The sequence below is a fragment of the Burkholderia sp. 22088 genome, assembly GCF_052045915.1.
Classification (GTDB): domain Bacteria; phylum Pseudomonadota; class Gammaproteobacteria; order Burkholderiales; family Burkholderiaceae; genus Burkholderia; species Burkholderia cepacia.
Genome location: NZ_JBQEPY010000007.1, coordinates 315292 through 328077 on the forward strand (window position 1 = coordinate 315292; position 12786 = coordinate 328077).

A 12786-nucleotide genomic window follows, 5' to 3' on the forward strand; every position below is an offset into this window, starting at 1 on the left:
GCCCCGGCCGGCGCGATCGACCCACGCGCCGAATCAGTTCGGCAGGCTGACCACCATCTGCTCGTCCTCCAGCAGTTGCGTGAGCGACCCGTGCAGACGCTCGAGGCTCCGCGGCGGCAGCGCGAAACTCGCCCAGCCGAGCCCCGTGTGCCGGAGCAACAGCACCGCGCCGCCGTACAGCGGATGGCGCTCCGCATACCAGCACGGGTCCATCTCCGTCACGAACTGCTGCGCACGCGGCGGCATCTCGGGCACGGCCGGCTGCATCGACGCGCGCAACAGGCTCAGATACTGGATGACCGCGTCGACGTCCTCCGGATCGAGCACCGCGGCGCCCCGTTCGACCGACACCAGCACCACCGGCTTGCCGTGCTCCTGGATCATCTTGATACTCAGCGGCTGCGTCATTATTGCGTTCCTCGTGGCTACTCGTATCGGCCCATTATCGGCAGCCGCGTCGCGCGCGCACCTGAAGATTTGATGCAGCTTCATGAATTTATTTTTAGGTTGACTGCCGTTGCGACAATCGCGTACTCGCCGTCACGACGCACGACGATCTCGATGGCAGGGTCGATACCTTCGACGACACGCGTGTTCAGTGAATCGCAGCGTCAGGCGAGAACGCCGCCCCGCTCGCGCACGCCTCATCCCCCGCCTCGTCCGCCGCTTCCTTAAATGAAATTTCATCCATTCCGCGTCGTTTTTTAAGCGTCCGGCGCCGGCCCGCATCCCATAATCGGCTCGCTACCTTGCCGGTCACGCGCGGCGGCACGCATCGAGCGATGCGTCGGCGGCGCATGCGAACGGTCAATTCTTTCCTTCGGCGGACCATGAACCAACTGCAAGCGATGCGCGTGTTCACGCGTGTAGTCGAGTTGTCGAGTTTCAATCTCGCCGCGCGCCAGCTCGGGATGTCGGCGGCCGCGGTCACGCGCAGCGTCGGCATGCTCGAAGCGCACCTGAACATGCGACTGCTGAACCGGACGACCCGCAGCCTGTCCCTCACCGAGACCGGCCGCGAATATCTCGACGGTTGCCGCTCGATCATCGAGAAGCTCGACGAGATGGAATCGAACCTCGTGCAGGTCACGCGCGACCCGCGCGGCACGCTGCGGATCGCCGCGTCGGCGACCTCCGTCGCGGCCGGCCTCGGCATGCTGCTGTCGGCGTATCGCGACGGGCATCCGCGCGTCCGGTTCGACGTGACCACGTTCGACACGCACGTCGACATGGTCGAGGGCGGCTACGACGTCTGCTTCTGCGACGATCGCCGCCTCGTCAACGCGACCTTCGTGTCGCGGATGCTGACGAGCGTGCGCGACGTGGTCGTCGCATCGCCCGAGTACCTCGCGCGCCACGGCACGCCGAACGATCCCGTCGAGCTGAACGAACACAGCCTGCTGACCGTGTCGAACGGCACCGCGCGCAGCTGGGAATTCTCGGACGTCGACGGTTCCTACCGCGTCTACACCGGCAACGCGCTGGCCTCGACCGGCAGCATGATGGTGCGAATCGCGGCGCTCAATCACATGGGCATCACGCAATTGCCGCACCCGCTCGTCGCCGACGATCTCGCACGCGGCGCGCTGGTGCCGCTGCTCGAACGCTACGAAGTGAACGGCGGCGCGCGCTGCATCTCGATGCTTTACCCGAGCCGCAACCATCTGTCGACCAAGGTCCGCAGCTTCATCGACTACGTGGTCGAACACTATCGCGCGCCCGAGCGCGCCGCCGCCTGATTCCGCCCGGGCCGCCCCGTCCATGCCCCACATCCTGACGATCGAAGACGATCCGCTGATCGCGGATCACATCACCCAGACGCTGCGCGCCGCCGGCCACCAGGTGGACGTCGCGCGCACCGGCCGCGACGGCATGGCCAGGGCGATGAGTGCCGACTACGACGTCGTGACGCTCGACCGCATGCTGCCGGATCTCGACGGGCTCACGATTCTCGCGACGATGCGCGGCGTCGGCCTCGACACGCCGGTGCTCGTGATGAGCGCGATGTCCGACGTCGACCAGCGCATCCAGGGGCTGCGCGCGGGCGGCGACGATTATCTCGTCAAGCCGTTCTCGCTCGACGAGATGTGCGCGCGCATCGACGTGCTGATCCGCCGCCGGCCGCGCGGCGCGCAGGTCGAGACGGTCCTGCGCGCGGGCGAGCTCGCATTCGACCTGGTGCGGCGCCGCGTCACGCTCGGTGCGAGCGAGCTCGCGCTGCTGCCGACCGAATTGCGCGTGCTCGAATTCATGATGCGCCACGCCGGCCGCGTGCTCACGCGCACGATGATCTTCGAGGCGGTGTGGGGCTGCCGCTTCGATCCGGGCACCAACCTGATCGACGTCCACGTCGGCCGCCTGCGCAAGAAGGTGAACCGTCCGGATGCGGCACCGTTGATCCGCACGATCCGCGGCTCGGGCTACATGCTCGGCTGAATCCGGCCGCCGCCACCTAAAACTTCTTTCATCTTTTTAGCGACCGGCTGTTAGGGGCCGCTCCGCAGAATGCGGTCATCGGCTGCGTATCGGTGTTTTCCCGAAGCCGCGCGCATCCGGCTCTTCTTCACGACGCTTTTGAACGGAGCAGCACCCCATGCTGAAAATTGTCCGGCTCGCGCTCACCCGGCCCTACACGTTCGTCGTGCTGGCGCTGCTGATCCTGATCGCGGGTCCGCTCGCGGCACTCCGCACGCCCATCGACATCTTCCCGGATATCCGCATTCCGGTGATCAGCGTCGTCTGGAACTACGCCGGCCTGCAGCCGGACGACATGTCCGGACGCGTGATCACGTACTACGAACGCACGCTCGGCACGACGGTCAACGACGTCCAGCATATCGAGTCACAATCGTTCCGCGGCTACGGCATCGTGAAGATCTTCTTCCAGCCGACCGTCGATATCCGCACGGCGACCGCGCAGGTCACGTCGATCTCGCAGACCGTGCTCAAACAGATGCCGCCCGGCACCACGCCGCCGCAAATCCTCAACTACAACGCGTCGACCGTCCCCGTGCTGCAGATCGCGCTGACCAGCAACACGCTCGACGAACAGAAGCTGGCGGATTACGCGGTCAACTTCATTCGACCGCAGCTGCTGTCGGTGCCCGGTGTCGCGATTCCGACGCCGTACGGCGGCAAGTCACGTGAAGTGCAGATCGACCTCGACCCGCAGGCACTGCAGTCGAAAGGGCTGTCGGCGCAGGACGTCGCGCACGCGCTCGCGCAGCAGAACCAGATCATCCCGGCCGGCACGCAGAAGATCGGCCGCTTCGAATACAACATCAAGCTCAACAACAGCCCGCTCTCGCTCGACGCGTTGAACGACCTGCCGATCAAGTCGGTCGACGGCACGACGATTTATATCCGTGACGTCGCGCATGTGCGTGACGGCTACCCGCCGCAGGGCAACATCGTGCGCGTGGACGGCCGCCGCGCGGTGCTGATGAGTATCCTGAAGAACGGCTCGGCATCGACGCTCGACATCATCGCGGGCGTGAAGGCGAAGCTGCCGCTGGTCGAACAGACGCTGCCGCCGGGCCTGAAGCTCGTCACGATGGGCGACCAGTCGACCTTCGTGAACGGCGCCGTCAGCGGCGTGGCGCGCGAAGGCATCATCGCCGCCGCGCTGACGTCGCTGATGATCCTGCTGTTCCTCGGCTCGTGGCGCTCGACGCTGATCATCGCCGCGTCGATCCCGCTGGCCGTGCTCTCGGCGATCGCGCTGCTCGCGGCGACCGGCGAAACACTCAACGTGATGACGCTCGGCGGCCTCGCACTCGCGGTCGGGATTCTGGTCGACGACGCGACGGTGACGATCGAGAACGTGAACTGGCACCTCGAACAGGGCAAGGACACGCGCACCGCGATCGTCGACGGCGCGAAACAGATCGTGATGCCGGCGCTCGTCTCGCTGCTGTGCATCTGCATCGTGTTCGTGCCGATGCTGATGCTCGACGGCATCTCGCGTTTCCTGTTCGTGCCGATGGCGAAGGCCGTGATCTTCTCGATGATGTCGTCGTTCGTGCTGTCGCGCACCTTCGTGCCGATGCTCGCGCAATACCTGCTCAAGCCGCATGCGTCGGCCGGCCATGCGTCGGGCGAGCTCGCGGCGATCATGGATTCGCATGCGGGCCATGCCGGCGCGCACGACGCGCCGCCGTCGCGCAATCCGCTGGTGCGCTTCCAGCGTGCATTCGAGCGCCGCTTCGAGTCCGTGCGCGCGTCGTACCGGATCCTGCTGGGCCTCGCGCTCACGCGCCGCAAGCCGTTCGTCGTCGCGTTCCTGTGCGTGGTGGCCGCATCGTTCCTGCTCGTCCCGTGGCTCGGCCGCAACTTCTTCCCGACGATCGACTCGGGCGAGATCTCGCTGCACGTGCGTGCGCCAGTCGGCACGCGTGTCGAGGAAACCGCCGCCGAGTTCGACCGTATCGAAAACACGATTCGCGGCGTGATCCCGCCCGCGCAGTTGCGCGAAGTGGTCGACAACATCGGCCTGCCGAACAGCGGGATCAACCTGACCTACAACAACAGCGGCACGCTCGGACCGCAGGACGGCGACATCCTGATCTCGCTGTCGCACGACCACGCACCGACCGCCGACTACGTGCGCGAGCTGCGCGAACGCCTGCCGCGCGCCTATCCGGGCACCACGTTCTCGTTCCTGCCTGCCGACATCGTCAGCCAGATCCTCAACTTCGGCGCACCGGCCCCGGTCGACCTGCAGGTGGCCGGCCCCAACCAGCAGGCCAACCTCGCTTATGCGCGCGAGCTGTACCGCAAGCTGCGCCTGATCTCCGGCGTGGCCGACCCGCGCATCCAGCAGGCCAGCACCTATCCGCAGTTCACGGTGGCGGTCGACCGGACGCGTGCCGACCAGCTCGGCATCACCGAGCAGGACGTGACGAACTCGGTGGTCGCGACGCTCGCGGGCACCAGCCAGGTCGACCCGACCTACTGGCTCAATCCGCGTAACGGCGTGTCCTATCCGATCGTCGCGCAGACGCCGCAGTACCGGATGACCACGCTGTCGGCGCTGCAGAACCTGCCTGTCACCGGCGCGAACGGCCAGTCGCAGCTGCTCGGCGGTCTCGCGACGATCACGCGCGGCGTCGGCAACGCGGTGGTGTCGCACTACAACATCGAACCGCTGTTCGACATCTACGCGACCACCCAGGGCCGCGACCTCGGCGCCGTCGCCGCCGACATCGGCAGCATCGTCAAGGCCACCGCGAAGGACCTGCCCAAGGGCTCGACCGTCACGCTGCGCGGCCAGGTGCAGACCATGAACAGCGCGTTCACCGGCCTGCTGCTCGGGCTGGCGGGCGCAATCGTGCTGATCTACCTGCTGATCGTCGTGAACTTCCACTCGTGGGCCGATGCGTTCGTGATCGTCTCCGCGCTGCCGGCGGCGCTGGCCGGCATCGTCTGGATGCTGTTCACCACGCACACGCCGATGTCGGTGCCCGCGCTCACCGGCGCGATCCTGTGCATGGGCGTGGCCACCGCGAACGCGATCCTCGTCGTCAGCTTCGCGCGCGAGCGCCTCGCCGAAACCGGCAACGCGCTCGCCTCGGCGCTCGAAGCCGGCTTCACGCGTTTTCGCCCCGTGCTGATGACCGCGCTCGCGATGATCATCGGCATGGCGCCGATGGCGCTCGGCCTCGGCGACGGCGGTGAGCAGAACGCACCGCTCGGCCGCGCCGTGATCGGCGGCCTCGCGTGCGCGACGATCGCGACACTGTTCTTCGTTCCCGTCGTGTTCAGCCTCGTGCATCGGCGCGATGCGCTGAAACACGACGCACCCCGCGCTTCCTCCCCTTCCGCGTCCGGAGCTTCCCATGTCCACTGAGATCGAAATCAAGTCGCCGAAACGGCTGCCCAACCTCAAGCTCGTCGCCACGATCGCCGCGCTGGTCGCGGTCGGCATCGTGACGGCCGGCATCGCAGGCCGCGCGCACGCGAAACAGGAAATGACCCGATGGTCCGCCGAACAGGCGGTGCCGACCGTGGTCGCCTACACGCCGACGACCGGCGGCGACGGCGCCGCGCTCGTGCTGCCCGGCCACCTGTCCGCGTTCGAAAGCGCGCCGATCCATGCGCAGGTGTCGGGCTACCTGCGTGCGTGGTACACCGATATCGGCGCGCACGTGAAGTCGGGCCAGCTGCTCGGCCTGATCGACACGCCCGAGCTCGACCAGCAGCTTCAGCAGGCGCGCGCCGACCTGCAGAGCTCGCTCGCCAACGAGAAGCTGGCCGCGTCCACGGCCGCGCGCTGGACCAGGATGCTCGCGCAGGATTCCGTATCGCAGCAGGAAACCGACGAGAAGACCAGCGACCTCGCCGCCAAGCAGGCGATCGTCGCGGCCAACGAGGCCAACGTGCGGCGTCTCGACGCGCTGGAGGCGTTCAAGCGCATCGTCGCGCCGTTCGACGGCGTCGTCACCGCGCGCAAGACCGACATCGGCCAGTTGATCTCGGCCGGCGGCGGCGCCGGCCCCGAACTGTTCGCCGTGTCCGACGTGCACCGGATGCGCGTCTACGTGAGCGTGCCGCAGAACGAGGCCGCCGCGATCCGCCCCGGCATGAGCGCGACGCTGACCGTGCCCGAGCATCCGGACGAGACCTTCCATGCGACGCTCGCCGACACCGACGATTCGATCGCCGATTCGACCGGCACGCTGCTCGTGCAGCTGATGGTCGACAACCGCGACGGCAAGCTGATTCCGGGCGAATACACCGAGGTGCATTTCGCGCTGCCGGCCGGCAGCAGCCACGCGTTGACGATTCCGGCCAGCTCGCTGATCTTCCGCCAGGCCGGCCTTCAGGTCGCCGTGGTCGGCAAGGACGATCGCGCGGTGCTCAAGCCCGTCACGATCGCGACCGACCTCGGCACGCACGTGCAGATCGCGACCGGCCTCGCGCCCGACGATCGCGTGATCGACAACCCGCCCGACTCGCTGTCCGCGGGCGACCGCGTCCGGCTCGCGACGCCGGCCGGCACCGTCGCGGCGGCCGTGCGCGACACGGAGCGTGCGAATGGCTAACCCGCGTCGGCTCTGCGCGATGCTCGCCAGTATCGCGCTCCTCTCCGCCTGCTCGTTCGCGCCCGTCTATCACGCGCCCACCACCGCGCTGCCTGCCCAATTCAAGGAAGCGGGCGGCTGGCAACCGGCACAGCCGGCCGACCGCATCGCACGCGACGGCTGGTGGAAGGCGTTCCGCGATCCGGTGCTCGACCGGCTCGAAGCGCGGGTGGCGGCCGCCAACCCCGACGTGGCCGCCGCGGTGGCCCGCCATGACGAAGCCGGCGCGCTGTTCGATCAGGCGCGCGCGGGGCTGTTCCCGACCATCGGCCTCGGCGCGCAGGTCTCGAGCAACCGGCAATCGGCCACGCGCCCGCTGCGCGGCGCGAACCAGCCGAACGTGTACGGCTCGAACACGCTCGACGCCGGCTTCGACTACGACCTCGACCTGTGGGGCAAGGTGCGCAACGAGGTCGCGGCCGGGCGCGCGAACGCGCAGGCCAGCGCCGACGATCTCGCGTCGGTGCAGCTGAGCCTGCAGGCCAGCCTCGCGAACGCGTACTTCAACCTGCGCGGGCTCGACCAGCAGCAGCAGTTGCTGTCCGACACGATCGACACGTACCAGCGTGCGCTGAAACTCACGATGAGCCGGCACGCGGGCGGCATCGCATCCGATCTCGACGTCTCGCGCGCGCAGACGCAGCTCGACTCGGCCCGCGCGTCGGCCGAGGACGTGCGGGCACGGCGCGCGCTGTACGAGCACGCGATCGCGACGCTCACCGGCGTACCGGCCTCATCGTTCGCGCTCGCGCCGGACCTGAGCGTGGCGTATCTGCCCGCGATCCCGGCCGGCATTCCCGCCACGCTGCTGCAACGGCGGCCCGACGTCGCGGCCGCCGAACGCCGCATGGCGGCCGCCAACGCGCGGATCGGCGTGGTGCGCGCGGCGTTCTTCCCCGACATCACGCTCGGGCTGATCGGCGGATACCAGAGTTCGGGGCTCGGCCATTGGCTCAGTGCGCCGAACGAGATCTGGTCGATCGGGCCCAGCCTCGCGCTCACGCTGTTCGACGGCGGCCGCCGCCAGGCGCTCACGGCCCAGGCGCACGCGCAGCTGGCCGAGAACGGCGCGAAATACCGCGCGGTGGTACTCGATGCGTGCCAGCAGGTGGAAGACAACCTCGCGCTCACGCACCATCTCGGCGATGAAGCCGATCGCCAACAGGAAGCGCTCGACGCAGCCGAACGCACGTTGCAGTTGTCGATGTCGCGCTATCGGGACGGTGTCGTCAGCTATCTCGACGTGGTGACCGCACAGACTACCGAGCTCGAGACGAAGGTGGCGATGCTGGAACTGAATACGCGCCGGCAGTTGGCGGCGGTCGGGTTGATCGCGGCACTGGGCGGAGGGTGGTCGGCCGACGACGCAGCGTCCGGCGCGAAAGCGCCGGTCGCGACGCCGGCGCGTTCGACGACCTGAGCCCGTTGCGGCACGTGGGGAGCGTGTCGCGTTTGGATGCACCCGTCATCGCGACGGGTGCTTTTTTTCGCGGGCCCGGCCGGTCAGAACTTGTGGCGGATGCCGGCCGCGACCACCGCCTGGCGATCGTTGCCCGACGCGGCCAGATTGAAGATTCCTGCGTTGCCGAGCACCGCGACACCGTCCGCGCCCGTCACGCGCTGATACACGCCTTCGAGATAGAGATCGGTACGGCGCGACAGCGCATAGTCGGCCTGCAGCATGAACTGATTCCACTTCGGCGCGATGCTGCGGCCCGCATCGTCGAAGCGGCCCTGCGTGAACGTATACGAGCCGCCCAGCGAGAAGGCCGGCGTCAGGAAGTAGCGCCCGTTCAGTTCGTAGTTGCTGAAGGTCAGCAACTGGCCGTTCACGGTGCCGTACGCGCCGCCCTGCGACAGTTCGCGCGGGTCGTTCAGGATCGTTCTCGTATAGACGAAGCCGATCGTCGCATGATCGAACGCATAGTGCGCGCCGGCGCCGAACGTGCGCCAGCGGCCGCCCGCGAGCATCGCATCACCGTCCGAGCTGCTCAGCGATCCGCCGGTGTTCTTCGGCGCATTCACGCCGCCCGGCTGGTTCGACTGCAGGTACGCCACGCCCACGTCGAGCGGACCGTTCGCATACCGCGCGCCGACGCTGTACGCGTTGTTGTTGCTGAACCCGCCGCCCTGGTTGCTGAAGCCGTACGCGCCGCCGAACGTGAGGCCGCCGTAGTCTGCGCTGCGGAACTTCACCGCGTTGTTCATCCGCGTGTCGTTGGCGAGGTTGTCGTTGTCGTACGGGTGATCGGCGAGGTTGCCGCCGAATCCCGAGCCCGTCGCCGACAGCGGCGCGACGAAGTCGACCAGGAAATCGTATTGCCGGCCGAGCGTCACCGTGCCCCATTGGCGGCTCGCGAGACCGACCCAGGCCTGACGGCCGAACTCGTCGCCGCCGTTGCCGAACTTGCCGTTCGCGACGTTGAAGCCGTTCTCGAGGGTGAACACGGCGGCCAGGCCGCCGCCGAGATCCTCGTTGCCGCGCAGCCCCCAGCGCGACGTGCTGACGTTGCCGCTCTGCACGCCGTAAGCGGGCCCCGCGCCGGCCGCCGATTTCTGGTTGCTGATGTAGTCCAGGCCCGCGTCGATCGTGCCGTACAGCGTGACGCTGCTCTGCGCATGCGCCGCGCCTGCAAGCAGGCACGCAGCTGCTGCCGGGATTGCCAGAAGTTTCTTCATGATGGTTTCGCTAGAGTGGATCGGTCTTCTCGCATCGCCGGCCGGTGTGGAACGGCCGCTCCGTCCGCGATGCGATGGCGCACAATTTAGGCAGCGGGCGTGACAGCGCCGTTATCGAAACGGCCCGAAAAATGAAACCTTCTTCATCCTCGCGATACGCCGCATTCATGTCCGTGCGGAGCGCGCCGGCGCATGAATTTCTTTTCACGTTGCGTATGCCGATCCGATAGCCCCCCTCCCCTATGCTTGTCCTCAACCCGACGCGCGGCATCGACTGGCCGCACCGGGGATGATCCAGTCAATCATCATGAGGATTCCGAACATGAAAACCGCCACGATCGTCGCTTCCACACTGCTCGCCGCGTGTGCCGCACTGTCCGTTCCCGCGTTCGCGCAAACGAGTACCCAGGCGACGCAGATGACACCGGCCGCCACCAAGGACGGCGTGCCCGGCGCGCAGGCCGCGGGTCAGTGGGTGCCGCCGTACGGACAGCCGATCCACGAGAAAACGCGTGCCCAGGTCTACGCCGAACTCGTTCACGCCGAACAGGACGGGCAGATCAAGTACCTGGACTCCACGCTCTATTCGCATTGATGCGCACCGCCGTGCGGCCGGGCGTGCTGCCCGGCGCGCGCCGCCCACCTCTCGCATCACCCGTCATTCATGAAGCTTCGTCCCTTGCTCGTTCGTTCCGCCCGTGTTGCGCTCGTCGCGATCGCGGCCGGCGTGATGCTGTCCGGCTGCGCCGGCGCGCAGCCCGACGGCCCCGGCGATTGCGTCGGCCCGCCCGATTTCTGTGTGCCGTTCTTCGGCTCGTAAACGCACGACGGGCGCGCTGCCATCGGCAACGCGCCCGTTCGTACAGGGGGGCCGCTCGGCTATGCGTCCGGCAGCGTCACCTGGTAGCCGTAGCGGCTCACCGTATCGATCCGGACATCGGGCAGATGCCGCGCGAGCTTGCGGCGCAGCCGCGACACCACGAGATTGACGCTCGATGGATCGACATCGTCCTTGTCCTGCCACACATACCGGATCAACTGGTCGCGCGGCACCGGCGCGTTCGGATGGCGCATCAGGCATTCGAGCAGCAGGCATTCGCGCCGCGTCACGGCGAGGCGCAGCTTGCCGTCCTTGAGTTCGCGCGCGAGCGTTTCCAGCATGGACACCGCCGCGACCGGGCCTTCCGGGTCGCGCGGCCCGGCCAGCCGCTGCAACGCCTGCAGGCGCTCGTGCAGTTCGATGAATGAATACGGCGCGCCGAAACACGCATCGGCACCTGCGTGCAGCACGCGGATGCGCTCGCGCGCCGACGCCTGGCCGATCAGCACCACCAGTGCCGCACCGCCGCCGTCGGCGACGAAACGCGGCAGCATCGCGATCAGCGCGGCATCGCTGCCCGGCTCGAACGCGGTCGCGACGATCGCGTCGAACGTCTCCTGCGACGCGAGGAACAACCCGTCGCGCAGATCGTCCGCACGCTGCAGGCTGTGCCCGCTCTCCTGCAGCGCCTTGTACAGCCACGCTGCTTCCGGGTGCGGCGAAGTCACGAGCAGCACGCGCATCGTCAGCCCGCCTCGCGGCGGCAATGCGCGCGCACGTGCAGCCGGATGCGAACGACCGTCATGCGAGCGACCTCGGCCAGCATTCGATCGTCACGCGCGTACCCGGCTCGGCATTTCCGATGCGCAGCGTGAAGTCGTGCACGTTGACGACCGTCGACACGATGCTCAGGCCGAGCCCGGCCCCGGCGAGGTGCCCGGTGCGGCGGCTGCGGTAACGATGCTGCAGCACGGCCTCGCGCTCGTTCGCCGCAATGCCCGGGCCGTTGTCGACCACGTCGATGCGCGGACCGGACGGCGTATCGTGAAGTTCGAGGCGCACGGTGTCGCCCGAGGTCGTGTACTTGAGCGCGTTGTCGAGCAGGTTCGTGAGCGCCTCGAACAGCAGCGCGCGATCGCCGTGAATCCGCGCGACCGGTTCGACGAGCACGACGAAATGGATGGCACGGCTGTCGGCGAGCGGCTCGAACAGTTGCCCGACGTCCGTGACGAGATCTTCCAGCGCGAGCTCGGCGAACCCGCCGCGCCGCTGCAGCGACCCGATTTCGGCGATGCGCAGCATCGCGCGAAACCGGCTGAGCAGCACGTCGGTCTCGTTGCGTGCGCGAGCGACGAGCGTCGCCAGCGCGGCATCGTCGAGCCCGACCGCGCGCTCCGCCGCATGCGCAAGCAGCGTATGCACGTGCGCGAGCGGCGTACGCAGGTCGTGCGCGATACCGTCGCAAACGCCCTTCACCTCGTTCATCAGGCGCTCGACTTCCTCGAGCATGTGATTGACCAGATGCGACAGCAGGTCGATCTCGTCGTGCCCGCCGATCGGCAGCCGCTGCCCGAGGTCGCCCTGCGCGATGCGCTGCGTGATGCGCCGGACTTCCTTCAGGCGCCGCATCTGCCGCACGCTGAGAATCAGGCCGCCGACGACGCCCGCGCCCAGGCAGAACAGGCCGCCGCCGACCAGCGCCTGGATGATCGCCGCACGAATCCGCAGGATGTGCGTCAGGTCGCGCCCGAGCACCAGCACGTCGCCGTTGGTGCGCCGCTCCGCCATCGTGCGGACGACCGGCGGCACCTGGTCGCCCGCGATCGTCATCGTGTGGTCGAGCGTCACGCCGGTGCGATCCGGCCGGATGCCGTCGGGCATGGCCAGCACGTCGCCGGCGACATGCCTGCCGTCGGCCGTGAAGAGCCCGTAGTAGTTGGTGTGCATCCGCTCGTGCTCGATCCGGTGCTGGATGGCCGCGGCAAGCTGGTTGTCCTGGAGCGAATCGAAGTAGATCATCTGCCAGTCGATCACCACGTCGGTTTCGCGCTCCATGTCGTGCGTGATGATCGATGCGATGAAGCCGAGCAGCAGCATCACCGACACGGAAAACGTCACCGCGTAGACCGACACGAGCCGGAACGTGCTGGAATACCAGTGACGCTTCGGCGCCGGCTGGACGTGATCCGTCGAGGACATCAAGGT

11 protein-coding genes are annotated in these 12786 nt (G+C 67.8%); 7 read left to right on the forward strand and 4 right to left on the reverse strand.

Translation table 11 applies throughout. The features are described from left to right. Positions 1 to 33 precede the first annotated feature (33 nt). The gene (locus ACTJLD_RS16175; RefSeq protein ID WP_027792893.1) at positions 34 to 408 is read right to left on the reverse strand and encodes a hypothetical protein; all 375 of its coding nucleotides are present in this window, start codon (positions 406 to 408) and stop codon (positions 34 to 36) included. Between the two features lie 422 nt (positions 409 to 830). On the opposite strand from ACTJLD_RS16175, the gene ACTJLD_RS16180 reads away from it, so the two are divergent. The 5 genes from ACTJLD_RS16180 to ACTJLD_RS16200 all read left to right on the forward strand — a co-directional run bounded on the left by ACTJLD_RS16180 (position 831) and on the right by ACTJLD_RS16200 (position 8502). Continuing rightward, positions 831 to 1739: a LysR family transcriptional regulator gene (locus tag ACTJLD_RS16180; protein ID WP_027792894.1), complete on the forward strand. Its 909-nt coding sequence runs from the start codon at positions 831 to 833 to the stop codon at positions 1737 to 1739. A 22-nt stretch (positions 1740 to 1761) separates the two neighbouring features. Further along, complete coding sequence (locus ACTJLD_RS16185) at positions 1762 to 2436, forward strand: response regulator transcription factor (protein ID WP_060174502.1); 675 nt, start codon at positions 1762 to 1764, stop codon at positions 2434 to 2436. 157 nt (positions 2437 to 2593) lie between these two features. After that, positions 2594 to 5848: an efflux RND transporter permease subunit gene (locus ACTJLD_RS16190; protein ID WP_440659276.1), complete on the forward strand. Its 3255-nt coding sequence runs from the start codon at positions 2594 to 2596 to the stop codon at positions 5846 to 5848. Further along, positions 5838 to 7043, forward strand: coding sequence for an efflux RND transporter periplasmic adaptor subunit (locus ACTJLD_RS16195; protein ID WP_440659277.1), 1206 nt, complete (start codon positions 5838 to 5840; stop codon positions 7041 to 7043). Before ACTJLD_RS16190 ends, ACTJLD_RS16195 begins: the two co-directional genes overlap by 11 nt. Then, positions 7036 to 8502 (forward strand): efflux transporter outer membrane subunit, encoded by a 1467-nt coding sequence (locus ACTJLD_RS16200; protein WP_440659278.1) that lies wholly within the window; start codon positions 7036 to 7038, stop codon positions 8500 to 8502. The genes ACTJLD_RS16195 and ACTJLD_RS16200 overlap by 8 nt, the downstream gene beginning before the upstream one ends. Before the next feature lie 83 nt (positions 8503 to 8585). On the opposite strand, the gene ACTJLD_RS16205 is transcribed toward ACTJLD_RS16200, so the two are convergent. Continuing rightward, positions 8586 to 9761, reverse strand: coding sequence for a porin (locus tag ACTJLD_RS16205; RefSeq protein ID WP_060316198.1), 1176 nt, complete (start codon positions 9759 to 9761; stop codon positions 8586 to 8588). A gap of 322 nt (positions 9762 to 10083) precedes the next feature. Here ACTJLD_RS16205 and ACTJLD_RS16210 point away from each other — a divergent pair, with 322 nt between their 5' ends. Together ACTJLD_RS16210 and ACTJLD_RS16215 are read left to right on the forward strand one after the other, a co-directional pair. Then, positions 10084 to 10356 carry a DUF4148 domain-containing protein gene (locus ACTJLD_RS16210; protein WP_119337469.1) on the forward strand — a complete coding sequence of 91 codons (273 nt, stop codon included), beginning with the start codon at positions 10084 to 10086 and terminating at the stop codon, positions 10354 to 10356. A 69-nt stretch (positions 10357 to 10425) separates the two neighbouring features. After that, positions 10426 to 10581 (forward strand): hypothetical protein, encoded by a 156-nt coding sequence (locus ACTJLD_RS16215; protein WP_162923038.1) that lies wholly within the window; start codon positions 10426 to 10428, stop codon positions 10579 to 10581. Between the two features lie 59 nt (positions 10582 to 10640). Here ACTJLD_RS16215 and ACTJLD_RS16220 read toward each other — a convergent pair whose 3' ends face one another. Then, on the reverse strand, positions 10641 to 11324 hold the full coding sequence (locus tag ACTJLD_RS16220; protein ID WP_060084764.1) for a response regulator transcription factor: 684 nt from the start codon (positions 11322 to 11324) through the stop codon (positions 10641 to 10643). Between the two features lie 58 nt (positions 11325 to 11382). Continuing rightward, entirely contained in the window at positions 11383 to 12780 is a 1398-nt protein-coding gene (locus ACTJLD_RS16225; RefSeq protein ID WP_440659279.1) for an ATP-binding protein, read from the reverse strand. Positions 12781 to 12786: the final 6 nt, after the last annotated feature.